This is a genomic window from Mucilaginibacter gynuensis, assembly GCF_039541195.1.
GTDB classification, from domain to species: Bacteria; Bacteroidota; Bacteroidia; order Sphingobacteriales; family Sphingobacteriaceae; genus Mucilaginibacter; species Mucilaginibacter gynuensis.
In genome coordinates, this window is sequence record NZ_BAABFT010000001.1 from 803,136 (window position 1) to 828,008 (window position 24,873).

Here is a 24,873-nt window from a genome sequence, read left to right on the forward strand (position 1 = left end):
GAAATGGTGCCTAAATATAATAAACAAGCTTAATACACATCAAAATAAAACCCGTAATGTATTTACACCACGGGTTTTATTTTTCAACTACTATCAATTACTGTTATTGTGCCGATGGTGGCGGCGTTTTACTGCCCCAGCCGGTGTTGGGCTTATCTCCCATTACAAAGCTGAGTTTGCCACCCTGCATCAGTTCGTCGCGGTATAGCCAGCAGTTGCTTAATGCTTTGCCATTAAATTCGGCCGATTGGATGTAGACGTTTTTTGCCGAATTATTTTTTGTTTCGATGGTGAGATTTTTGCCGTTGCCCAGTTGAATGTCGGCCATGTCAAATGCCGGGCTGCCAATCTCGATGATCGGCCGGAGATCTGTAAAGCCCTTTACATCAAACAGCCCCAGCGATGATATTACATACCATGAGCCTAATTGTCCCTGGTCTTCATCCTGCCCGTAGCCGTAACCGTGGATACTTTCGGTACCATAAAATTCATCGCATATAGCGCGGGTCCATTTTTGGGTGAGCCATGGCTTGCCCGAAAAGTTGAACAGCCAGCTGATATGTAGATTGGGTTGATTACCATGATTGTAGATAGATTTAATACCTGCGAAAGCATCAATCTCCTTGCCGCCTCCAAAACTGTTCTTTTGCGCTAAGGTGAATATGCTATCCAAACGATTGTTAAAGGCATCTTTGCCGATAGCGCTGATCAAAGCATCCGGATTTTGCGGCACATAAAAGGTATACTGTATAGCATTACCCTCCTGAAAACCGCGCCATGGCTGGTATGGGTCGAACTTATCTATAAAACTGCTATTGGCCAGCTTTGGCCGCATTAACTTTTGCTGCGAATCGTACAGCAGTTTCCAGCCGTTAGAGTACTTTATGAGCGATTGATAATCCTGCTCCTTGCCCATAGCTTTTGCCATTTGAGCTGCCGCGAAGGTGCTGAAACTATACTCCAGCGTATGTGATGCCGCGAAATGTGAGGAGGTACTATCTGTTTTATCTTCTTCGGTATAGGGCACATAGCCTTTATCAACAAATACCTTCACATCCATTTTACCTGAACCTACTTTGCGGTTTTGCCAGTTCAATTCGTTCTCCTTAATGGCTTTGTAAGCCAATACCGTATCATAATCGCGGATGCCGGACTGATAGGCACCTGCAATGGCCAGTCCGACAAAATTGGTACCCACACCCGATACGAAGTTGCTGTTAGCGATACCATCACCAAACCAACCACGATCTTTATAGATCTCCAGCTCGGTATGCACATAATCGTTATAATGCTCGGGGTACGATAGTGCCCACAGTTGGGTAAGGTTCCAGAACGCGCCCCATATAGCATCTGTATTGTAAAAGTTATAGCTGAACTTGCCCGATTTATCTTTAGGCAGCTGCCCTATCGCTCCGCCATGTTTTGGGAAAGCGCCGTTAACATCATTAGCTACACCCCTGCCCAATAAGGCATGATAAAGCCCGGTGTAAAATTTGATCTTCTTTTTTTCGTCCGTGCTTTGCACGTAGATCTTGCCCAATTCCTGCTGCCAGGTTTCCTGAGCTTGTAACTTGGCTTTTTCAAAGGTTAGGCCTTGTACTTCGGCTTCGTAATTGGCTTTGGCATTTTGGGTAGATGTATAGGATAGGCCAACTTTTAGTTCTATCGCTTCATTATCCTGTGTTTTATATTCGAGGGTTAAACCTGCGCCCTTGCCTTTAGCGGTATTGTTATGCAGTTGAATACTGCCGGTAGTAAAAGTATTTACATCATCAGGCTTACGACTTACCTCGCCCCAAAAGTACATGGATACATGGCCGTCGGCATCATAAGTGTGCACATATTTAGGATAGGTGGTTACAAAGCCCTCGAAATGAGTATCATCTATCATGCGTACTGCGGCATCGGTCACTTCATCGCTTTCGCCCTGCTTGTTGCCAATATCTAGTATAATGCGCGATTGATCGCTTTTCGGAAAAGTGTACCGGTGAAAACCCACATGTTTTGTTGCAGTAAGTTCGGCGGTAACTTTATAATCGTCAAGTAATACTTTGTAGTAACCGGGTTGGGCTATTTCATTTTTACGGTCGAAATGTGAACGATAGCCATTGCCCGCCTTATCCAGCTCGCCGGGAATTGTTTTCAGCGCGCCTGTTGCCGGCATTACACTTACACCGCCTACCTGCCATTCGTGAAAATGGACAAAGCCCTCGATAGAATTATGCCGGGTATCATACCCTACCGCCTCCCATCCCGAAGGATTACCATAATGCCCGTTGGTTGACGGTGCCAGCTTGGCCATACCATAAGGTACAGCAGCCGGGGTATAAAAAAACCACCTGCTGTGGGCAGTACCAATGTTAGGGTCAACATATTTTAATACGTTCTCGCGCTTTGCCGCGCATGAGGCCAGCAACAATGCCGACACAGCAATAAACGATTTAGCACCAAGGACAGAAGATATGAACTTATTGGCCATGAAATATAGGTTTGATGAATAATTGGTTTACAATGTACAAACATAGTAATATATTTTACACTTGCAAATCAATTATTTCTAACATAAACCGTATAATAAACAATTATATGTATGCACAAATAAGATCAACCTTATTTATCATTCGGAGCAGGGCTAATGGATGTCCACCCGCCATCAACCACCAGGCTTTGGCCGGTGATGTGCCTTGACGCGGGTAACAAAAAGAATAGCACGGCATTGCCAATATCCTGTACGGTAGCAGGTCGGCCAAGCGGTGTTAATGCCGACCATGTATCGGCGTATCCCGCAAAGCTCAATGTGCGTTCGGTTAAGGTAGCGCCGGGGGCTACCGCGTTAACAGAGATATTGTAGGGAGATAGTTCGATCACGAGATTTTTAGCCAGCATTTCTAACCCGGCTTTGGTTACTCCGTAAGCACCCAAATTTTTGTGTGCCTGGTGACCGGTAACGCTGCTGATGAAAACAATGCTACCGCCACTTTTTTGCGCGATGATCTGTTTGGCTACGGCCTGCGCAAGGTAAAAACTGCCGCCCAAATTAAGTTTCATCACCCGGTCGAAATCTTCTTCAGGATATTCCAAAAAATCGCCGTAAAGAGATAAACCCGCATTGGCCACAGCTAAGGTAACCTTACCAAATTGCTTAACGCCTTCGGCAACCATACTGCGGATGAAAGCAATATCGGAGGCATCGCCCGGCATGGAGTACGCCGTACCGCCTTCGCTGGTGATGGAGGCTACCGCTTTATCGCTTAGTTCAGGGTCGGCATCATTCAATACTACTTTAGCGCCCTGCAATGCCAGTTGCCAGGCTATTTCAAAACCTATACCCTGCCCCGCCCCTGTTACTATCGCAACCTGACCTGTAAATGGACCGTTCGCCATAAATTATATGATACTTAATTAATGTGAATCTTTACTTACCACGCTGCCCGATGAACCTTTCAGGAAACCCAGATCGGCACCGAGGTGCGCCTGCTCTACCGTGTTTTGATAAAGGCCAACATAGCCCCTATCAGCTATGGCTACAAAAGGGGGCAGTTTGCTTTTACGAATGGCAATTTCTTCATCAGATACCTCCAAATGCAATACCTTATTGAACACATCCAGCTTTATGATATCGCCGTTTTGTACAATGGCGAAGGTACCGCCAATGGCCGATTCCGGCGATACATGCAGCACTACCGTACCAAAGCCGGTTCCGCTCATGCGGCCGTCGGAAATGCGCACCATATCGGTAACGCCTTTTTCGAGCAACTTGGTGGGCAGTCCCATATTGCCCACTTCGGGCATGCCGGGATAACCTTTGGGGCCAACCTGTTTTAGTACCAGTATGCTATTCTCGTCAACATCCAGTTCGGGATCGTCAATACGGGCTTTGTAATCGTCAATATCTTCAAATACTACCGCCTTGCCGGTATGCTGCAACAGGTGGTCGCTGGCGGCTGATGGTTTGATCACCGCGCCATCCACACATAAATTACCCTTTAAAACTACCACACCCGATATTGGATTTACCGGTTTATCTATCGAAGCAATTACTTCGGTGTTATAACATTCGGCACGTGAGTAATTATCCTGTATGGTTCTGCCATTGGCGGTGATGCAATCGTTATGCAAAAACCCACTTATTTCTTTATGTACCACTGGCAAGCCGCCCGCGTAATACATATCTTCCATAAAGTATTTGCCCGATGGTTCGAGGTTTACCAGCAGCGGCACATCCTTACCAATATCATTAAACTCATCCAATGAAAGCGGTACGCCAATACGGCCTGCAATGGCCAGCAGGTGGATCACAAAATTGGTTGAGCCGCCGATGGCAGCATTGGTGATAATAGCATTTTCAAAAGCCTGCCTCGTAAGGATATCAGATAGCTTTAAATTCTCTTTCACCATCTCCACAATACGTACACCCGACAGATGCGCCAAAACCTTACGTGCCGAATCTGCCGCGGGAATGGCCGCGTTGCCCGGCAACGATACCCCAAGCGACTCTACCATGCAAGCCATAGTTGATGCCGTGCCCATTACCGCGCAATGGCCGTTACTGCGGCACATGCCCGCCTCAATGGCAAACATTTCCTGCTGCGAAATATCACCGGTACGCTGCTCTTCGCTGAACCGCCAGAGATCTGACGTGCCGATACTTTTGCCGCGATATTTACCCGTAAGCATCGGGCCACCGCTTACTACTATGGTGGGCAGGTTTACGCTGGCCGCGCCCATTAATAATGATGGCGTGGTTTTATCGCAGCCACAAAGCAGCACCACCCCATCCAGCGGATTAGCGCGGATACTCTCTTCTACATCCATACTCGCCAAATTACGGTAAAGCATGGCGGTTGGCTTCATTAATGATTCGCCGAGCGACATCACCGGAAACTCTACCGGGAAACCGCCCGCTTCCAATATGCCGTTCTTTACGCTTTGCGCCAGTTCGCGAAAGTGCGAATTGCAAGGTGTAAGTTCGCTCCAGGTATTGCAAATGCCTATTACCGGTTTACCGCTAAAAAAATTGGATGGTATGCCCTGTTTTTGGATCCATGACCGGTAAATGAAACCATCTTTACCGGTACGGCCAAACCAATCGGCACTGCGAAGCTCGTTATTATCCATGTAGTAGCTTTATAATTTTGTCAGGACTTAAAATTAGTTAATGCAAGTTATGGCATATTATTAAATAATACCCATTGCTAAAAAATTGTTTATGCAAAAAGTGGAAAGGGAAAAATTAAAGATTGATGGGTGTTAAAGAATAGCGAATATAAAAAGTGTTTAAATAGGTCATCCTGAGCTTGTCGAAGGATCGTGCGCGGAGGTCATCACCCACGCACCCTTCGACAAGCTCAGGGTGATAGTCCTGGTCTTTAATCATTTCAGATCAAGCAATTACGAACATTAAAGAAACAGCATGTAGTTCACATGCTTCAATATTTTACGGAGTTTTTCGAGGGCGATACCCATGTGGCGTTCTACCGTTTTGGGGGAGATGTTGAGCTGATCGGCAATTTCTTTATAACGCATATCGCTAAAACGGCTCATCACAAATACTTCGCGGCATTTTTCGGGCAGGGTGCTTATGGCTTGTTTTATTTGCAGGGCGAGTTCTTTTTCTTCGTAGCCATTTTCTACAGCGCTCATTACCTCATCAAGCAGTTTGTTCTTTTCTAAATAGTTAACATAAAGGTTCTCTATTTTTTGATGCTTCAGATGATTTAAACATCGGTTTTTAACGGTAGTAAACAGGTACGATTTTAAAGAGGTGGTAAAAACTATCTCGTGCCCCCTCTCCCACAATAAGGTAAATACATCGGCTACAATTTCTTCAGCCACAGCCAAATCATTGGTAAAACGATTGGCAAATAAAGTAAGCCTGGTATAGTATAATTTAAAAAGCGCCTCAAATACCTTGGTATCTCCCTGGGCAAACTTGGCTTTAAATATACTGGCTTCTGTATTCATAAAAACCTATGGTTATAAAAGGTAGAGGTACTTAATAAAATTTTTAACAAGTTATTAATTATTTGAACACATTACAAATTAATGTTAAAGAATTTTGAACTAAATAACATCAAATCACCCAACCATACAGAAAGTATAATATTTCGCCATACCTTATTATACAGTTTCAAATAATTGTTTTTAATAAAAATATAAAATTTATCACTGCACATTGAGGGTAGGTCAGCTTTTAATTGTCTTAGGGGTATAAGAGCATGAGTAACGAGGATATTAAGACATTATTAGTAAAGTATATTACCGGCGAAGCTACCGCAGAGGAAGCCCAACAGGTAACATCATGGGTGAACGCACACCCCGAGAACGAGCAGTACTTTGCCCAGTTATACGAAACCTGGCAAAACATGCTTTACCTGGAGCCGGGCCTTATTGATGAAGACAAGGCTTACGAGCGTTTTGTAGAAAGCCACACACCTGTTAAAGAGGTAAAACCTAAAGAATATGTACGTTGGCTTAAGGTAGCCGCTATTATAACAATCGTCACTTTTTTAGGTATCAATGTAATTAAACACTATACCACCAACCAGCAAAATAAACGTTTGGTAGCGGCGAAGAAAGGTACCATCCGTAAGGTAACGTTAACCGATGGAACCATTGTTTGGCTTAACGCTGGCAGCACGCTTAATTATACAGCCGATTTTGGCGTTAGCAATCGCACCGTATACCTCGAAGGCGAAGGCTTTTTTGATATAGCGCCGGGTAAAAAAGACCTGCCTTTCATCGTAAATACTAAAAACTATACCATAAGGGACATCGGTACTAAATTCAACCTGAAGGCTTATCCGGAAGACCCAATATTTGAAGCCGCGGTGGTAAGCGGTGAGGTATCGGTAGAGAACAACGTTAACAGTAACGCTCACGATAACAGCCGCATCCATATTAAACAACGGCAGGTACTGCGCATATTAAACAAGCCAAAACCCGAAGGTTATACCTACAAGCAGGACGCTACGCAAAACTCCGACCTGAACGATATACAGGTTTTACAAATAGATTCGGCAAAATTGAACCGCTACGACGGCTGGAAGCAAGATCTGCTGGTGTTTGACGGCAACACCCTTGCCGAAATCACCAACATACTGGAGCGCAGGTACGATGTTAAGATAAACATGAAAGATGCAGAACTGCAAAACCTGCGCTATTACGGCAGCTTTAAAAATATAGATAGTATACAAAACGTGCTGGAGATAATAAAAGCCAATACACCTATCAATTACACCATCGATAACAACACTATTAACATTATAAAAACCAACGCTAACAACAAAAAATAAAATATGGAGAAACTTTAAAAGGCCGAAAAAACAAAACCCGGAATGCGCTAACACTCCGGGTAATTTAAAATTCTAATAGCTAATACCCTACGCTTGGGGAAGCATCGTATTAACTAATTAAAAAAACAAATTTATGATATTTTTTTACAGAACCTCTGGAAAGGCTACGCATACGTGGCAAAAAATAATCACCATTATGAAGCTTGTAACTATTCTGCTCTTTACAGGTATTTTGCAAATTCACGCAACGGCATTCTCACAGAATGTTTACAGCTTTAACCTTAACAATATAACCGTTAAGGAGATGTTTAAACAGATAGAAAAGAACAGCAACTATACTGTTTTTTATCGTCTCGACCAGGTTAATGTTGATCAAAAGATCCAGCTTACCGTACAGGATGCTTCTATTGAAACCGTAATGAAACAGGTACTGCAAAAACAGCATCTGGCGTTCAAGGTGATCGGCGATATCATTATTATAAAACCCGGCGACGATAAGGATATCTCGGCCTTAACGGTAACGGGCGCGGTAACATCCGAAAGCGGCGAAACCCTGCCCGGCGTAAGTGTATCGCTCAAGGGCAGCGAACTGGGTACCACCACCGATGCCAGCGGCAAATACAGCATTACAATACCCGACGGCAGCGGAACGCTCATTTTCACTTACATAGGTTACAGCAGTCAGCAAGTGGCGGTGAACGGGCAAACGGTGATTAACGTTAAGCTGAAGGAGGAAGCCAAGGCGCTTAATGAAGTGGTTGTGGTGGGTTATTCTACCCAGCGCAAAAAAGACCTTACCGGCGCGGTATCAGTGGTTGATGTAAAAAACTTAAATAAAACGGCCTCATCTTCAGTAAATACACAGTTACAGGGCCAGGCATCGGGTGTGTCGGTAATTGGTTCGGGGCAGCCGGGCGAAGAACCGCAGGTGCGCATCCGTGGGTTTAACACCTTTGGCAACAATACACCGCTATACGTGGTTGATGGCGTACCAACGCAGGATGTAAGCACACTGAACCCTAACGATGTAGAAACCTTTCAGATTTTGAAGGATGCCAGCTCGGCCTCTATTTATGGCGCGAGGGCATCAAACGGGGTAATTATTATCACCACAAAAAAAGGTAAAGGCAAGGTAAACGTACAATACGATGCCTATTACGGCTCGCAGGTACCTAAAGGCGGCAATGTATGGAACACTTTAAATCCGCAGGAAATGGCCGACCTTAAACGGGTAGCCAAAACCAACCACGGCGATACCGATTTCAGCGATGACCTTTACGGCAACGGAGCAAAATACGTACTGCCCGACTATATTTTCCCTACCGGGGCAATGGCAGGCGATCCGTCGGTTGATCCATCAAAATATTATGTAAACCCTTACTATACTTCGCCCGATGATTTGAACAGTTTTTACCGCATTGTAAAAGCCAACAAGGCCGGTACGGATTGGTACCATGCCATATTTAAAACCGCGCCTATTACCAGTCATAATTTGAGTGTAAGCGGCGGCAGCGACCAAGGCAGCTACTTGTTCTCGTTAAACTATTTTAACCAGCGTGGGACACTGATAGAAACTTATCAAAAGCGCTATACCCTGCGTTCTAACTCATCTTATAACATCAGCAAAAATATTCGCATTGGCGAAAATCTGGCTTACTCTATCACCAGCAACCCCAAAGTGGGCGGTAACGATCCGGATGGAGTGATCACCATGGCTATCAGGCAAATGCCTATTATTCCGGTTTATGATATTATGGGTAATTACGCGGGCAGCTACGGCAGTGGCTTGGGCGATGCCAATAACCCGGTAGCCATTCAACAACGTACACGCACCAGCGGCCAAACAGATTACAGGCTTTTCGGTAACATGTTCGCCGAGGCGGACATCATCAAAGGCTTAACCCTGCGTACCTCTTTCGGTGGTGAAACTTCTTCGGGTAACTCGCATTATTTCACCTATCCGTCGTACGAAAACGTGGAAAACCAATCGAGGAACGGTTATAATGAAGACTCGTACAGTAACTACGTTTACAACTGGACCAACACTTTATCGTACCATAAAACCATTGATAAGCACGATATAAAGATATTGGTAGGTACCGAATCGAACCAGGAAAACTACAGCTCGTTGGGCGGCAGCAGGCAAAATTATTACACTTTCGACCCTAATTACGTTAACCTTTCTACCGGTGATGCCGCCGGTCAGAATAACTATAGCGACCGCAGCTCTACCTCGCTTTTCTCGGAATTTGCCCGCTTAGATTATATTTTTAACGACAAGTATCTCTTCAATGCCACCATACGTCACGATGGTACATCTAACTTCTCTAAAAACAAGCAATACGGTTACTTCCCGGCATTCAGTTTGGGCTGGCGCATATCGCAGGAGAATTTTATGAAGAGCCTTACCTGGCTTAATGACCTGAAGATTCGCGGCGGTTACGGTATAATGGGTAACCAGCTTAACCTTACCAATGCTAACCGGTTTGATACCTTTAGCAGCACCATTGGTCAATCGTACTACGCCATTGGCGGCGATGGTGTAATTACCCCAGGCTACTACCAGGCACATATAGGTAATGCCGATGCCCGTTGGGAAAAGGATGCCAATACCAACATTGGTTTTGATGCTACTATTTTAAATAACGCCTTATCATTCACCATTGATTATTACCGCAAGGATATCCGCGACCTGTTATTTAACCCCGAGCTATTGGGTACGGCAGGTAACGGCGAAGTGCCTTACCGCAATATAGCCAAAATGAAAACCGACGGTTTAGATGCATCGGTAACGGGTAATTTTAAGATCAGTAAAGATTTCACTTTTAACTCTACCCTTACCCTTACCACCTACAACAATAAGATAATCAAGCTGTCGGATAATACGAACAACTTCCCATCGGACATAGCCCGCCGTTTCGGTACCAGCTTTGTGCGCAACGAGGTAGGCCATTCGGTAGGTGAGTTTTACGGTTACAAGATAGCAGGTTTTTGGAACAGCCAGGACGAAATTGACGCTGCCGACGCCCATGCTAAAGCGGTAACCGGTAACCCCGACGAGTTTTTTCAGCAGGATGTTAAGCCGGGTCGTTTCCGTTATGTGGATGTGAACGGCGATGGGCTGATCACCGATGCCGATAAAACCTTTCTGGGTAACCCCAGCCCTAAATTCAGCGGGGGCTTAAACCTGGGCGGCACCTATAAAAACTTCGATTTTAATATTTTACTGTACGGAACTTTCGGAAACAAGGTATGGAACAATGTGAAGTACTGGCGCGATTTTTACGCCAACTACGAAACTGCCAAAAGCAAAACCGCCCTCTACGATTCATGGACGCCCGATAACCACAATGCCAAAGCCCCTATCCAGGAGTTAGATGCCTCGTTCAGCAGTGGCTCGGTGCCTAACTCCTACTTTGTAGAGAACGGCACTTACCTGCGTGCACGTAACGCGCAAATTGGCTACACCTTTGGCGGCGAGTGGTTAAAGAAAGCCAACATTCAAAAATTGCACGTGTATGTATCGGCTACTAACTTGTTCACCATTACCGGCTACAGTGGTATCGATCCCGAGCTTAATGGCGGCGTAACCAATTTTGGTATTGACGAAGGCTCTTATGCCACTCCGCGCACCTTCTTATTTGGCGTTAACTTTTCATTATAAATGATATTAAAAAAGATCAAGATGAAAGCAAGAATATATATCACCTTAACGATAGTAACTGCACTGGCATTAGCATCATGTAAAAAATCGTATTTAGATAAACCGCTCACCGGCGCGCTCGAAACACCCTTACTTGAAACCAAAGAAGGCGTTAAGGGTGTACTGATAGGCGCGTATGCCGCGCTCGACGGGCAACAGGGCGGAGACGCGGCCATTGGCGGCGGTAATGCCTGGGAAACCCCGCCCGATAACTGGATATATGGCGGCCTTACCGGCGGCGATGCCTCAAAAGGCAGTAATGCCGGCGATATTACCGAGATCAACTCTATATTAAAATTCACCAGCGATGCCAGCAACGGCTTTTATAACAGTAAGTGGAAGGCCGATTATGAAGGCCTATCCCGCGCTAACACGGTTTTAAAGTTGGTAGCCAAAGTAAGCGCCTTTACCGATGATGAGAAGAAGAACATTATTGGCCAAGCCCGCTTTCTGCGCGCGCATTATTATTTCGACCTCAAGAAGATGTTTAATAATGTGCCATATATCGACGAAACCACTACCGACTTTAATCAACCCAATACCGATGATATTTGGCCTAAAATAACAGATGACCTGAAGTACGCTTACGAAAACCTGCCCAATACACAACCTGATGCAGGTCGTGCTAATAAATGGGCGGCAGGCGCATATTTGGGCAAAGCTTATCTGTACCAAAAGCTATATGCCGAAGCAAGGCCGGTTTTTGATGCGGTGATAGCGCAAGGCGTTACCGCCAACGGCAAAAAGTATGACTTGAACGAACTGTTCGACGACAACTTCAGGGCGGCTACCAATAACAGCAAAGAATCTGTTTTCGCGGTGCAAACCGCTGCCAATGCCGATCCGGATGGGCCATCTAATGCCAATAACGGCGATATGCTGAACTTTCCGTATGGCAACAGCAGTCCGTTTAGTTGCTGCGGGTTTTACCAGCCGTCGATTGACTTGGTAAATCATTTCCGTACTGATGCAGCAGGTTTGCCATTTTTAGATGCCTATAATGATAATGCCATCAAGAATGACATGAATTTAGGATCGGACGACAACTTTACACCGGATACCAAAAACATCGACCCAAGGCTCGACTGGACCGTTGGCCGCAGGGGAATCCCTTACCTTGACTGGGGTATACACCCGGGTAACGACTGGATCCGCGATCAGGCTTACGGTGGTCCGTATTCGCCATTGAAAAATGTTTATGGCCAGGAGTTACAGGATACCGAGGGCGATAACCATTCCTGGGCGCCGGGCTCGGGTATTAACTATAACATTATCCGCTTTGCCGATGTATTGCTGATGGCCGCCGAGGTGGAAGCTCAGCTGGGTGATTTTGCCAAAGCCGAAAGCTACGTTAACCGGGTACGCGAACGAGCGGCACTACCCGAGGGCTGGGTGCATAAATACCTCGACGATGAAGACCCAACAGGTGGCTTTAGCGACGAACCGGCGGCTAATTATAAAATAGGTACTTATCCGCTTGGCTATTTTTCATCAAAGGAGCTATCGCTAAAAGCCATCTACTTTGAACGCAAGATAGAGCTTGCCATGGAAGGTCACCGCTTTTTTGATTTGGTGCGATGGGGTATTGCCGATACCGAGCTGAACGCATACTTTACCTACCAGGGCAAACTGACCAATGATGTGCGTGGCGGTCGTTTCACCAAAAATAAGAATGAGTATTACCCTATACCACAACGCCAGATTGACCTAAGCGCGGCGGGTGGTGCTGCTAAGTTAAAGCAGAATCCGGGGTATCATTGATTAAAAACTCGTCATTGGTGATGACGAGAGTGCAATAAGGGGCAATGTGCGATTCCCTCCCTTGGGAGGGTGTAGGGAGGGGTTTTATCAGCTATTTTGAAATACTGCATAAACCCCTCCCTGCCACCGCACTTTCCATCACACCCCTCCCCAAGGAGGGATTTGAAAAAAGTTCCGCTTATAGCGGGCATAATAAAAAGCTCGTCATTGCGAGGTACGAAGCAATCTCTACATATACAGAGCGGCTCTGCTAATTGGGGATTGCTTCGTTGCTCGCAATGACGTGAGTTAGTGGTGCGGTGATAACACCGACCACAGGCTAAACAGGCTGAAACATTAATGAACAATTTTTCGCCGGCTTTAAACCGGCTTCGTATAACCTATTATAAACTAATATGACTCAATCCTCATCGCGGTTTTTATCGCTGGATGTGTTTCGCGGAATGACCATTTGTTTTATGATCATCGTGAACACCCCCGGAAGCGGCGCTACGCCTTTTGCTCCGCTGGAGCACGCGGCATGGCATGGCTTCACCCCTACAGATCTTGTGTTTCCATCGTTCCTGTTCGCGGTGGGTAACGCCATGAGCTTTTCAATGAAACGTTACCAGCAAATTGGCAACGCGGCTGTGTTAGGTAAAATATTTAAACGCACCCTGCTGATATTTTTGATAGGCTACCTTATGTACTGGTTCCCCTTCTTTAATTTTGGCGGCGATCACATTACCTTGTCGCCTATAGGCAACACACGTATTATGGGCGTATTACAGCGCATCGCGTTGTGCTATTGCTTCGCTTCGCTCATGATCCATTATTTATCCAAACGCAGTGTTATCATCGCATCGGTATTGTTATTAGTAGGCTATTGGGTATTGCTGCTTATCTACGGCAACCCGGTTGATCCGCTGAGCATGACGGGCAATGCGGGCATCTATCTTGATAAATTTATACTCGGCGATAGTCACCTTTACCATGGCGAAGGCATCGCTTTCGATCCGGAAGGAATATTGAGCACCTTGCCTGCAATTGTAAACGTGGTGGTAGGCTATTATGCGGGCAAATTTATTCAGGATAAAGGCAAGGGTTATGATACCATTGCCAAACTGCTGCTTGTGGGCTGCCTGTTTATCTTTTTAGCCCTATGCTGGAACATGGTATTCCCTATCAATAAAAAATTATGGTCGAGTTCATTTGTACTGGTTACTACCGGGCTTGATCTGGTTATCCTATCGACCCTTGTTTACGCCCTTGAAATAAAGGCGTGGAACAAATATAACTGGACAAGCTTCTTCATCACCTTTGGCAAAAACCCCTTGTTTATTTACCTGCTCTCCGAAATACTGGTGCAATTCTTCTGGATGATACATGTAAGAAAGGGGCTTAACCTGTATAGTTGGATAAATGACACCATTTACCAGGTAATAGCTCCGGGTGCCATAGGTTCGCTGTTATTTGCTTTAAGCTATATGCTGATATGCTGGCTGGTGGGTTTGGTGCTTGATAAAAAGCACATTTATGTGAGGGTTTAATTTTATACGATAACGATTTACAGCATGAAACTAATAGCTGACAGCGGCTCAACTAAAACAAGCTGGTGCTTAATAAACAATAACCAACCCGAGATTTACTTTGACACAGAGGGCTTTAATCCGTACTATGTAGATAGCGAATACATAAGGGCCTGTATTATTGAAAAGCTCCCGGCTGTTATAGCCGCGAAAAACATAGCCGAAATACACTTTTATGGCGCAGGGTGTAGCGGCGATAAAAACCATATTGTAAGCACCGCCTTAAAAAGCGTATTCCCTGCAGCAGCTATTACGGTGGACCACGACCTGCTGGCCGCCGCAAGGGCGGTATTGGGCCGATCAGCGGGTTTTGTAGCTATACTGGGCACCGGCATGGCCAGCTGCATTTACAACGGCGAAAATATAACACACCAGATAGATTCATTGGGTTTTATATTGGGCGATGAAGGCAGCGGTGCTTACATCGGTAAAAAACTGCTGATAGATTACGGCCGCGACAGGATGCCAAAAGATTTGAAAACCGAGTTTTTTGAAACCTACAAACTATCGCCCGATGATATTATTAACGAGGTATACACCAAGCCAATGCCTAACAGGTTTTGCGCAGGATTTTGCCGCTTTATTATACTGCATATCCAGCATCCGTATATATCGGCCTTAGTAAAAAGCGCTTTTGCCGATTGCTTCAACAACCTGATCAGTTTATATCCGGCTTACAAAACTTACACCTTGAACTGTGTGGGTTCTATAGGTTACAAATTTTCGGACTTATTAAGTACAGTGGCTGCCGGTTACGGCATGCGTACCGGCAATATTATTAAAACACCTATTGAAGGGCTGGTGAAATACCACAGCCAAAATAATTGATAGAACTATGAAAAAAACACCATTATATATCCTGTTGCTGTTATTGTTCGCAGTAAATACATCGGCCCAGAACAAAACACCTTTTAATGTTGCCGATCTTAAACTCACCTGGCAATCAGCCGAAGAAAACCATTTGAACAGCGGCGATACCCACGTAATTTTAACCTTGAGTAATAAAGGCAAAAAGCCTATCCCCGCTTCGGGATGGTCAATTTACTTTAACACCGGCGGCGCAAAAAGCGCGGGTATTGATAGCAACATTATTGTAAAGCAGGTAAACGGCGATGTGTTTAAATTATCGCCGGGCAAAAGCTTCGCGCTGCGGGCAGGCGGAGTTTTAAAGTCAGACCTGCGGACCGGCAATATTAAAAACGCCACTGATTTCCCGAAAGGTTTTTACCTCGTTTTTGATAAGCAACCCGGCAAAGGCTTCCCCATAAAAACAGAATTTGACAATACGGCCAATATTGATGAGCGTGAAAAGCAACTGGCCGAAAAGGTATACAATCAAAACCAACTGATTAAAAGCGTGCCTGAAAACGAATTGCCACCGGTATTGCCCACACCAGTAAAATACACCCGGGAGCTGGGGACGTTCAATCTTACATCAGCCGTTAAGATCAGTACGGCAGCGGTGTTTGCAAAAGAGGCCCGTTATTTGGCAAGCGAATTAAGCAAAGTATTGGGTAAAGCCCCGGCAGTTGCCACAGGTGATAAATCTGCCGGGATTATGATTGAGCAGGATAAAGCTATTGCGCCGGAAGCTTACGAGTTAAAGGTAACCTCATCGCAAATCACCATTATGGCATCAACCGCTACAGGTGCTTTTTATGGCATTCAATCGTTAAAACTTTTGTTACCGCCAACTGCATGGGCAAGTGTGCAGCAGGATCTTAAGATATCCAACGTAATCATAACGGATGCCCCGCGTTTTGGTCACCGTGCGTTTATGATGGATATAGCCCGTAATTTTCAGCAAAAGCAAGAGGTTATAAAACTGATAGACCTGCTATCGCTATATAAGTTCAATGTGCTACACCTCCACTTAAACGATGATGAAGGCTGGCGCATACAAATCCCCGGTTTGCCTGAACTGACCGAAATAGGATCGCAAAGGGGACATACCATAAACGCTAAAAACCGCCTGCATCCATCCTATGGTTCGGGGCCCGATGCCGCCAACAAAGCCGGAAGTGGTTTCTATACCCGTGCCGATTATATCGAGATCTTGAAATACGCCAATGATCGCCATATTAAAGTGATCCCCGAATTTGAAACACCGGGGCATGCACGCGCGGCCATCAAATCAATGGATGTGCGGTATGATCGCCTGATGAAAGCCGGGAAAGCTGCCGAGGCCAATAAATATTTGCTGCGCGATGTAAACGATAAATCAGTATACCGTTCGGTACAGGGCTGGGATGATAACGTGATCAATGTGGCGCTGCCATCGGTATACACCTTTTTAACTAAGGTGACCGACGAAATTATTGCCATGCACAAGGAAGCAGGCGTACCGCTGGAAACTATCCACTTTGGCGGCGATGAAGTACCGGCGGGTGTCTGGGAGAAATCGCCCGCTGTGGCCAATGTGCTGAAGCAGGATACCTCTGTAAAAAATGTAGACGAAATGTGGCATTACTATTTTTCAAAGATCAATACCATGCTAAAAGCCCGCAAACTGTATTTATCTGGCTGGGAAGAAGTTGGCTTGCGAAAAGTAACGATCGACGGTAAAAAACAAATGATAGTTGATACCCGCATGGCCGATCAAAATATCCATGTAGATGTATGGAACAATTTATCGGGCAACGAAGAGCTGGCTTACAAACTGGCCAATGCCGGGTATAAGGTGGTGCTTACCAATGTTACCAACCTGTATCTCGACCTTGCCTACAACGAAAGCATCAGCGAACGCGGGCAATATTGGGGCGGCTATGTAGATATGAATAAACCATACGCGTTTATCCCCTACAATTATTATAAAAACCAAAAGGAAAACGAGGAGGGCAAACCCATCCCGGCAGGGTATTTTGATAATAAGCTGCAACTGACAGATGCGGGACGTGCCAATATATTGGGTATACAAGCCCCTTTATGGAGCGAAACCCTTATCAGCGCCGATAAGTTTGAATACCTGCTATTGCCCAAGCTATTTGCCGTAGCCGAACGTGCCTGGGCTGTTGACCCTGATTGGGCGACCGAAAAAGACGTGGCGCTAAGCGAAAGCATGTATAATACGGCATGGTCGACGTTTGCTAATAAAGTAGCCCGTGAGTTACCAAGATTAAACAATTATGCCGGAGGTTTCAACTACCGGGTGCCTACACCGGGCGCTATAATAAAAGACGGAAATATTGAGGCCAATATGCAATTACCGGGCTTTGTTTTACGTTATACAACCAACGGAAGCATACCCACCAACACCAGTAAAATATTTTCAGGCAAGATACCTGCCGCCGGCAACACCATTAAGCTAAGGGCTTTTGGCGCCAACGGCAGGAGCAGCAGCGTATTAAAGCTTAATTAAAAACAGGTGATGCTTTTGTTATATAATTTTGTTGATACATAACAAAAGCATCGTTTGTATTATTTAGTTTTGCATCACCACGCCGGATCATTATCCAACAGTACTAAACCCGATATGTTCAATACAAATAAGAAAACCGCGAAGTTGTATGCTGAAATTATTCAGCAATTGTATTATGGTGAACAACTTTCAAGTGTTGAATTAAGCATCAGAATTGATAAAAGCATACCACTGGTAACCAAAGCCATCAATCATCTTATTGAGGCTGGTTTTGTTATTGAGCAGGGTTACGCCCCTTCAAGCGGTGGCCGCAGGCCGCTTATTTATTCGGTAAGGCACGATAGGTTGTACATTGTAACCGTGGCGATGGATCAGCTAAGCACCCGCATAGCCATAGTTGACCTGCTGAACAATTATGTATCGCCGGTAGAGATCATCAACCTTAAACTAAAGGATAATCCTGATGCTTTAAATACGCTTACCGATCTATTGGTTAAGCATATTGCCAACTCGGGCGTTGATAAGGAGAAAATTATTGGCGTAGGTATTGGTATGCCCGGCTTTGTAAATGTACACGAAGGCATAAACTACACCTACCTTGATGCAGGCGATAAAAGCCTTACCCAGCACATAAGCGATGTTATTGGTTTGCCTGTATATATCGATAACGATTCGAGCTTGATCACCCTATCCGAACTGAAATTTGGTGTGGCCAAATCAATTAAAGATGTAATGGTGATCAATATTGGCTGGGGTATTGGTTTGGGTATGATATTGAACGGGCAGATCTTCCGTGGTGAAAACGGTTTCGCAGGTGAGTTTAGCCATATACCGATCACCGAAGATGGCACCCTTTGCGCCTGCGGTAAACAAGGCTGTTTAGAAGCCGAAGCTTCTTTACTTGCTGTGGCCGAAAAAGCCATAGATGGCGTTAAGAACGGACAAAAAACAAGTCTGCAATTCATATCAGACGACGACTCAAAACTGGCTGTTGGCGATGAAGTAATGGACGCGGCCAACAAAGGCGATCAGTTTGCTATCGAATTACTGTCGGATGCCGCTTATAAGATAGGTCGCGGATTGTCAATCCTCATCCATATACTTAACCCGAAAGCTATTGTACTAAGCGGCCGTGGTGTTAAGGTTGGTAAGTTGTTGCTTGCCCCTATTCAGCAGGCCTTAAATAAATACTGTATCCCCCGCTTGGCTGGTGGTACCGAGATCTTTATTTCAGATATCGGTTTTGATGCCGAACTGATAGGCGCGGCTGTACTGGTTATGGAAAACTTCAACAACGAACAACAAAATGTACCCGCTCACGCTTAATTAAACTTCCGCATTACTTAGTTTTACGCACGGCGGATGGTACAACAGGTAAGCTCTCGTTACCATCTTCGCTTACGGCTTGCACAGCAAAAAAGTAATTATCTTTTGAGTATGGCAGCGTAATGCTTTTATCCGTAGTAAATATCTTTTTTTGCCAAACCGGGCTGGTGGTTTCGCGCATCATTACATAGTATCCTTTTACCTTGCCGGTTACCGGTGCTTCCCAGCTTAAAGCGGTAGAATTGCTAAGATTAGCCAGCAGCATGTTTATCTGTTGCGGTACAGCCGGGGCTTTAGCCAAATTAGCCAGGTTGCTCAAATTCATGCAGGTATTTTTGCGCAGGTATTCAAAGTCCATAAATTCGGGCAGGTCGCCATATTGTATACCATTTTCTTTGCGCACATCCTGGTGCTGGTGGTAAAAATTCTCGTTCATCTCCGTGATTCGCACCGCGGTAAAACCTTGCTGCTGATAAGGCAGGTGATCGCCGCCGCGTAAAAAACGATCCGGACGATAGATCATCACCACATCCAGATTATCTACATAACGCTCCCCTATTTCTTTTACATAACGCGCCAGTTGGCGCGATGGCCCGTCGTTCTCTAAACCCAAACTGCGAATTGCTGCCGCTTTCTTTTCATCAAGGCCAAAGGCAGGCAGCCCCTCACTGAATACTCGCACTTTAGTATTTTCAATGATATTGGTTTCGTTGCTGTTATTGCTGCCCATAATATCGTTATTAAGCACAGCGGTAATTTCAATATTGTTCTTTTTAGCGTTAGATGCCATGAACGACGCGCCTAACAAACCCTGCTCCTCGCCGCAAACGGTAACAAAAATTATAGTACCTGGAAAGCTGTGTTTACTCATTACCCGCACACATTCAATAACCGCGGCACTGCCGCTGCCATCGTCATTAGCGCCGGGCGCGTCGCCGGTTCTGTCCATTACGCTGGTACGCATGTTATCCATGTGTCCGCTAATAACAAACACACGATGGTCTGCCGGGTCGGTACCTTTTAGCGTAGCTACTACATTGGTTAGTACGGTAACGGCATCTATTCTTTTACCATCAGGCTGATAGATACTGGTATCAAAATTAACCGACAAACGGCCATTACTGCCAGCCACATAACTTTGCATTTTATTGAGCAACCACTGCCTTGCCGCGCCTATGCCCCGCTTTTTATCGGTAACGCTGCTTAGCGTATTACGCGTACCAAAGGAAACCAGTTTATTTACATGCGCGTGCAGGGAATCTGCCGATACCTCGCTTACCATTTTTTCAATCACAGGGTCGCGATGTATGGTGGTTTGGGTAAACCCGGCAAAAAATAATGAAGAAATAAGCGTAGTAAGTAGTAATTTTTTCATGAGGCGGCTTTATGTGCTGATAAAAATAGCTTGAAATGAACTTACAAACTTGTTTTACATGTAACAATTTAATTATCGGAATTTAAAACGGCATTTATTAGCTCCGAAATCCAGCTGCTACAAATTCACCATAGATAAACACGCTAACAATTGCGTTATTTACAAAATTGTCAAACAAATAAAACAATATCAGTTTTAAATATTTAAAACAGGTTTAAACATGCATAATTCAGCTATTTATGTTTTATAAATTTTAGCAATTTTATCAAAAGCACTAAAATATATTATCAATACAATAATTAAATTGTCTTTTTTATAAATTATATTGATTTATGAATAAATAATATCGCTAAATTTGAGCTTTTAACTGACAAATGATCAAAAAAAATTCACCTTGCGATTTAAACAGTTGCTATTTAACAAAAAACTGTTTACCCGAGTGGCTTCCGGCTATTGAAGCACACAAAAAGAACTTTAAAGTAAAAAAGGGAGAAGTAATTTTTAGAGAGGGCGATCCTGTTACAGGTGTATACTTTGTTCATTCGGGCAATTTCAAGGTGTACAAAAAATGGGATGCCGACAAGGAGCTCATCATCCGTTTCGCTAATGAAGGATCGATATTTGGCCACAGGGGTTTAGGCAGCGATGGTGTTTACGCCATATCTGCATCAGCACTCGAACCCGGTGTAGTTTGCTATATCGACCTCGCGTTTTTTGAGGCCACACTTAAGGTAAACCCCCAGTTTACCTACAACCTGCTGATGTTTTTCGCCAAAGAGCTTGCCCAGTCCGAAAAAAAGATGCGTAACCTGGCCCACATGCCTGTTAAAGGCCGTGTAGCCGAAGCGCTTATTTTACTGCAAAATCAATTCGGCGTTACAAAAGATGGGCTTATCAATATCGACCTGAGTCGTCAGGATCTTGCCTCCTACTCTGGTGCCACTTACGAAACAGTTTTCAGAGTGATCAACGAACTGGTTAAAGACAAACTCATTAAACTATCGGGCAAAAGCATCGCCATTGCCAACCAAAAAGGGCTTGAAAAATTGACACAGGAAGCGGGTGCGTAGGGTTTGGTGCAAGTTAGGTTACTTTGAGTTATGAAACACGGGGCATTATGGCGGCGAGATGCTGTTATGATGCTTAATTAGTAACAGCTTATAAATCATCGTCATTGCGAGGCACGAAGCAATCTCTACGTAGGTTTGTGCTTATGCTATGATTAACGTTAGCCTGCTCTTGGGCGCTTGCCCCATTACTTTTGAGGGCAAAAGTAACAAAACCCTTTGTCCAGCAATAGGCTTCTTTGCCGCACAAGGCCATTGCCCTGCAAACCGAACAGAACTTAGGGCTGGAACTTTTGCCCCGACGCGCTATCCCCACCCCATGCAACAAGTTCCTATGCCCGCCTTTGCGCTCATGGCCCAACACAGTTCTGCCCGCTTTCGTCCGAAGCTGTTTGCTGACGGTGGGAGTTTAGCATAGCGTGACTCGTGATACAGCATGACGTAAACCTTTCAGCTTACACTATAAATACATTAATTGACATAGTACGGCCGGAGGCCGCGTAATAGTTGCCACTTGGCCGGAGCCAAGCGGCTGCGGAGGCGGCGGAGTGATGGGCTAACGTAATGCAAAAGCACAAACGTAAATAACCGACAAAATGCGGCATCGTAAGGAACGGGGAGCACAGACCCTGCCCAAGCACAACCTTTAATAGTTCCTTGCGCAGCCGCGACTTTTTTCTTTGGTGACTTTCTTTTTTGAGAGAAAAAAGAAAGTTACATCCACTAACGTTCAATAAAGCAAAAACATTCCTAACGAAGAACTAACTAAAAAAATGCCCCTCCCTAATTGTATCGCTTGCGAACAAATAATTGTTCGATAGCGAACAGTTTTATCACATATTAAAATCACAAAATACTAATTATCAATATTTTACAATTCTGGTATTAATATTATACTCTTCAGCATGAAAACCATCACTATCATTGATTACTATGCTGAAGAATTACATAATTATTGCCTGGCGAAACCTGCTCAACAATAAACTATACAGCGCTATAAACATTGGCGGTCTTGCCTTGGGTATGGCCATTAGCTTTATGTTGCTGCTGTATGTGTATAACGAGTTTAGTTACGACAAGTTCCATGCTAATAATGATCGCCTTTACCGGGTAATGAACAACCAACCGGTTGATGGCGAGGTGCGTACCGGTTCTTCAACACCTAAACCACTTGCCGAAGCTTTACTGAAAGACTACCCCGAGTTTGACAAGGTTGCCCGTACTACCGGCCCTTACCCTACCCTTGTAAATTATAAAGACAAAGCTTTAAAGCTGGCCATCATGTCGAGCGATCCGTCGTTGTTGGATATGTTTAGCTTTGAGGTTGTTAGCGGACCAAAAGGCAGCAGCGCGCTGGCCGATATTTCATCGGTAGTGATTACCCAATCGGCAGCAAAATCATTGTTCGGCGATGCCAATCCTTTAGGCCAAACCATAAAAATTGATAACGACCGTAGCTACAAAGTAGGCAGTGTAATAAAAGATCAGCCATTAAACTCATCATTCAGGTTCAAGGTTTTAATGTCGTGGAAAGCGCTCGAAGCAAAAATGCCGTGGTTGGTTACTTCAGGTTGGGGCAACTATTCGTTCAGCACATTTGCCATGCTGAAGCCTGGTGTAAGCGCCGATGTGGCAAACAACAAAATAAAAGGCCTAATAGCCAAATATGATCCTAATAACAAGGCCAACAATGTATCGTTATACCCATTCGCGTCACTGCATTTGTATAATGAGTTTAAAAACTATAAGGCTGTAGGCGGTCGTATTGAGTATGTGCGCTTGTTCCTGATGCTGGCCATTGGCATATTACTGGTAGCTTGTATCAACTTCATGAACCTTTCTACCGCGCGGTCAGAACGCCGGGCGCGTGAGGTGGGTGTACGCAAGGCTATCGGCGCAGGCAGGTTCTCGCTCATCATCCAGTTCATGGGCGAATCTTTAATGATGGCTTTCTTCGCGTTAGGCTTATCACTGATTATCATCAGCCTGTTGCTAACTTCTTTTAGTCAGATAATAGGGATAAAACTAACCATGCCCTACACTAATACATGGGCTTGGGTTGGCGCACTCGCACTTACCTTGGTTACCGGCCTTGTAGCGGGCAGCTACCCTTCACTTTTCCTGTCGTCGTTTAAACCGGTAAAGGTTTTAAAAGGGCAGCTGATAAGCACTAAAAGCGCGGTACGCCCAAGGCAGGTTTTGGTTGTGGTACAGTTCACTTTTGCTATATGCCTTATTCTGTCGAGCATATTTATATATAAACAGATCAGCTTTATAAAGGACAAACCCGTTGGTTACGAACAAAACGGACTGGTAGAAATTGAGGTGGAAGGCAGCATTGATAAAAACTTTGACGCCTTCAGGCGTGATGCCATCAGCAGCGGAGCCATTACGGATGCCGCTTTAACATCGGGCAGTATTACCAATACCAATGGTAACTCCTGGGGTATTGTATGGCCCGGCCAATTACAGGGCGAGGATAAGATCCCTATCGACCAGATGGTGGTTAATTACAACTTTGTGAGCACTTTTGGTTTGACGTTGGCACAAGGGCGCGATTTTGACCGCGGCCGCCCGGCAGATAGCCTTGGCCTCATCGTTAATGAGGCAGCGGTGAAACTGATGCGCATGAAAGAGCCGCTGGGTCAAATAGTAAAATGGCAGGGCGAAAACCGCACCATTATTGGTGTAGTAAAAGATTTTGTGTGGGGCTCCCCTTTTGAACCTATTAAACCCGCTATGATGGGCCAGGTTAAAGGATGGGTTGGCGGCATAACCATGCGCCTAACCCCTAACGCTTCCGTATCAAAAAGCATGGCGACCGTGCAGGCCATCTACAAAAAATATAATCCCGACTACCCTTTCGAATATAAATTTACTGATGAAGTATTCGGCGAAAAGCTAAACACCGAGCAGTTGCTGGGTAATATGGCAACCGGTTTTACAGCGCTGGCCATTGTTATTTCATGCCTGGGCCTGTTTGGGTTGGCATCATTCTCGGCAGAGCAGCGCAAAAAAGAGATAGGTATACGTAAGGTATTAGGGGCAAGTACGGCCAATATATGGTTCAAGCTATCGCAGGAGTTTGTTAAGCTGGTGCTTGTATCTTTTGTTATCGGCGCGTGCATCAGTTATTATAATGTAGATAACTGGCTATCTAAATACACCTATCATACCGAAATAAGTGGCTGGGTATTTGTAGTAACTATGCTATTGAGTGTGGTGATATGCCTGCTTACGGTTAGTTGGCAAGCCATTAAGTCGGCTTGGACCAATCCTGTGAAAAACTTACGCAGCGAATAAAACCATCATCACATATCGTTTAAATCCATTCCGCCTGCGGCTCAACTCCGCAGGCGGTTTTTTATGCGATTATTTATCGTCATCCATTTTCATTTCAGTTAAATACATCGTAATATT

The 24,873-nt window shown here is 44.9% G+C and carries 14 protein-coding genes; 9 read left to right on the top strand and 5 right to left on the bottom strand.

Annotation, left to right across the window (positions count from 1 at the left end):
* Nucleotides 1-103: 103 nt before the first annotated feature.
* From ABD894_RS03240 to ABD894_RS03255, 4 genes are all read right to left on the bottom strand, one after another.
* A complete protein-coding gene (locus tag ABD894_RS03240; RefSeq protein WP_345209544.1) occupies nt 104-2,479 on the bottom strand; it encodes a GH92 family glycosyl hydrolase in 2,376 nt (791 codons plus the stop codon).
* 131 nt (nt 2,480-2,610) lie between these two features.
* On the bottom strand, nt 2,611-3,384 hold the full coding sequence (locus ABD894_RS03245) for an SDR family NAD(P)-dependent oxidoreductase (RefSeq protein ID WP_345209545.1): 774 nt from the start codon (nt 3,382-3,384) through the stop codon (nt 2,611-2,613).
* Nucleotides 3,385-3,402: 18 nt separating this feature from the next.
* Nucleotides 3,403-5,118 (bottom strand): IlvD/Edd family dehydratase, encoded by a 1,716-nt coding sequence (locus ABD894_RS03250; RefSeq protein WP_345209546.1) that lies wholly within the window; start codon nt 5,116-5,118, stop codon nt 3,403-3,405.
* Nucleotides 5,119-5,400: 282 nt separating this feature from the next.
* Nucleotides 5,401-5,964 (bottom strand): RNA polymerase sigma-70 factor, encoded by a 564-nt coding sequence (locus ABD894_RS03255; protein WP_345209547.1) that lies wholly within the window; start codon nt 5,962-5,964, stop codon nt 5,401-5,403.
* A 254-nt stretch (nt 5,965-6,218) separates the two neighbouring features.
* On the opposite strand from ABD894_RS03255, the gene ABD894_RS03260 reads away from it, so the two are divergent.
* The 7 genes from ABD894_RS03260 to ABD894_RS03290 all read left to right on the top strand — a co-directional run bounded on the left by ABD894_RS03260 (nt 6,219) and on the right by ABD894_RS03290 (nt 19,011).
* Nucleotides 6,219-7,295, top strand: a complete 1,077-nt coding sequence (locus ABD894_RS03260; RefSeq protein WP_345209548.1) for a FecR family protein — start codon at nt 6,219-6,221, stop codon at nt 7,293-7,295.
* A gap of 196 nt (nt 7,296-7,491) precedes the next feature.
* On the top strand, nt 7,492-10,959 hold the full coding sequence (locus ABD894_RS03265; protein WP_345209549.1) for a TonB-dependent receptor: 3,468 nt from the start codon (nt 7,492-7,494) through the stop codon (nt 10,957-10,959).
* A 21-nt stretch (nt 10,960-10,980) separates the two neighbouring features.
* Nucleotides 10,981-12,759, top strand: a complete 1,779-nt coding sequence (locus ABD894_RS03270) for a RagB/SusD family nutrient uptake outer membrane protein (RefSeq protein WP_345209550.1) — start codon at nt 10,981-10,983, stop codon at nt 12,757-12,759.
* A 395-nt stretch (nt 12,760-13,154) separates the two neighbouring features.
* On the top strand, nt 13,155-14,288 hold the full coding sequence (locus ABD894_RS03275) for an acyltransferase family protein (RefSeq protein WP_345209551.1): 1,134 nt from the start codon (nt 13,155-13,157) through the stop codon (nt 14,286-14,288).
* 24 nt (nt 14,289-14,312) lie between these two features.
* The gene (locus ABD894_RS03280; protein WP_345209552.1) at nt 14,313-15,155 is read left to right on the top strand and encodes an N-acetylglucosamine kinase; all 843 of its coding nucleotides are present in this window, start codon (nt 14,313-14,315) and stop codon (nt 15,153-15,155) included.
* 7 nt (nt 15,156-15,162) lie between these two features.
* Complete coding sequence (locus tag ABD894_RS03285; protein WP_345209553.1) at nt 15,163-17,685, top strand: family 20 glycosylhydrolase; 2,523 nt, start codon at nt 15,163-15,165, stop codon at nt 17,683-17,685.
* Between the two features lie 114 nt (nt 17,686-17,799).
* On the top strand, nt 17,800-19,011 hold the full coding sequence (locus ABD894_RS03290) for an ROK family transcriptional regulator (RefSeq protein ID WP_345209554.1): 1,212 nt from the start codon (nt 17,800-17,802) through the stop codon (nt 19,009-19,011).
* 13 nt (nt 19,012-19,024) lie between these two features.
* Here ABD894_RS03290 and ABD894_RS03295 read toward each other — a convergent pair whose 3' ends face one another.
* A complete protein-coding gene (locus ABD894_RS03295; RefSeq protein ID WP_345209555.1) occupies nt 19,025-20,386 on the bottom strand; it encodes a M28 family metallopeptidase in 1,362 nt (453 codons plus the stop codon).
* 374 nt (nt 20,387-20,760) lie between these two features.
* On the opposite strand from ABD894_RS03295, the gene ABD894_RS03300 reads away from it, so the two are divergent.
* Entirely contained in the window at nt 20,761-21,456 is a 696-nt protein-coding gene (locus ABD894_RS03300) for a Crp/Fnr family transcriptional regulator (RefSeq protein WP_345209556.1), read from the top strand.
* A gap of 930 nt (nt 21,457-22,386) precedes the next feature.
* A complete protein-coding gene (locus tag ABD894_RS03305) occupies nt 22,387-24,756 on the top strand; it encodes an ABC transporter permease (RefSeq protein WP_345209557.1) in 2,370 nt (789 codons plus the stop codon).
* Nucleotides 24,757-24,873: the final 117 nt, after the last annotated feature.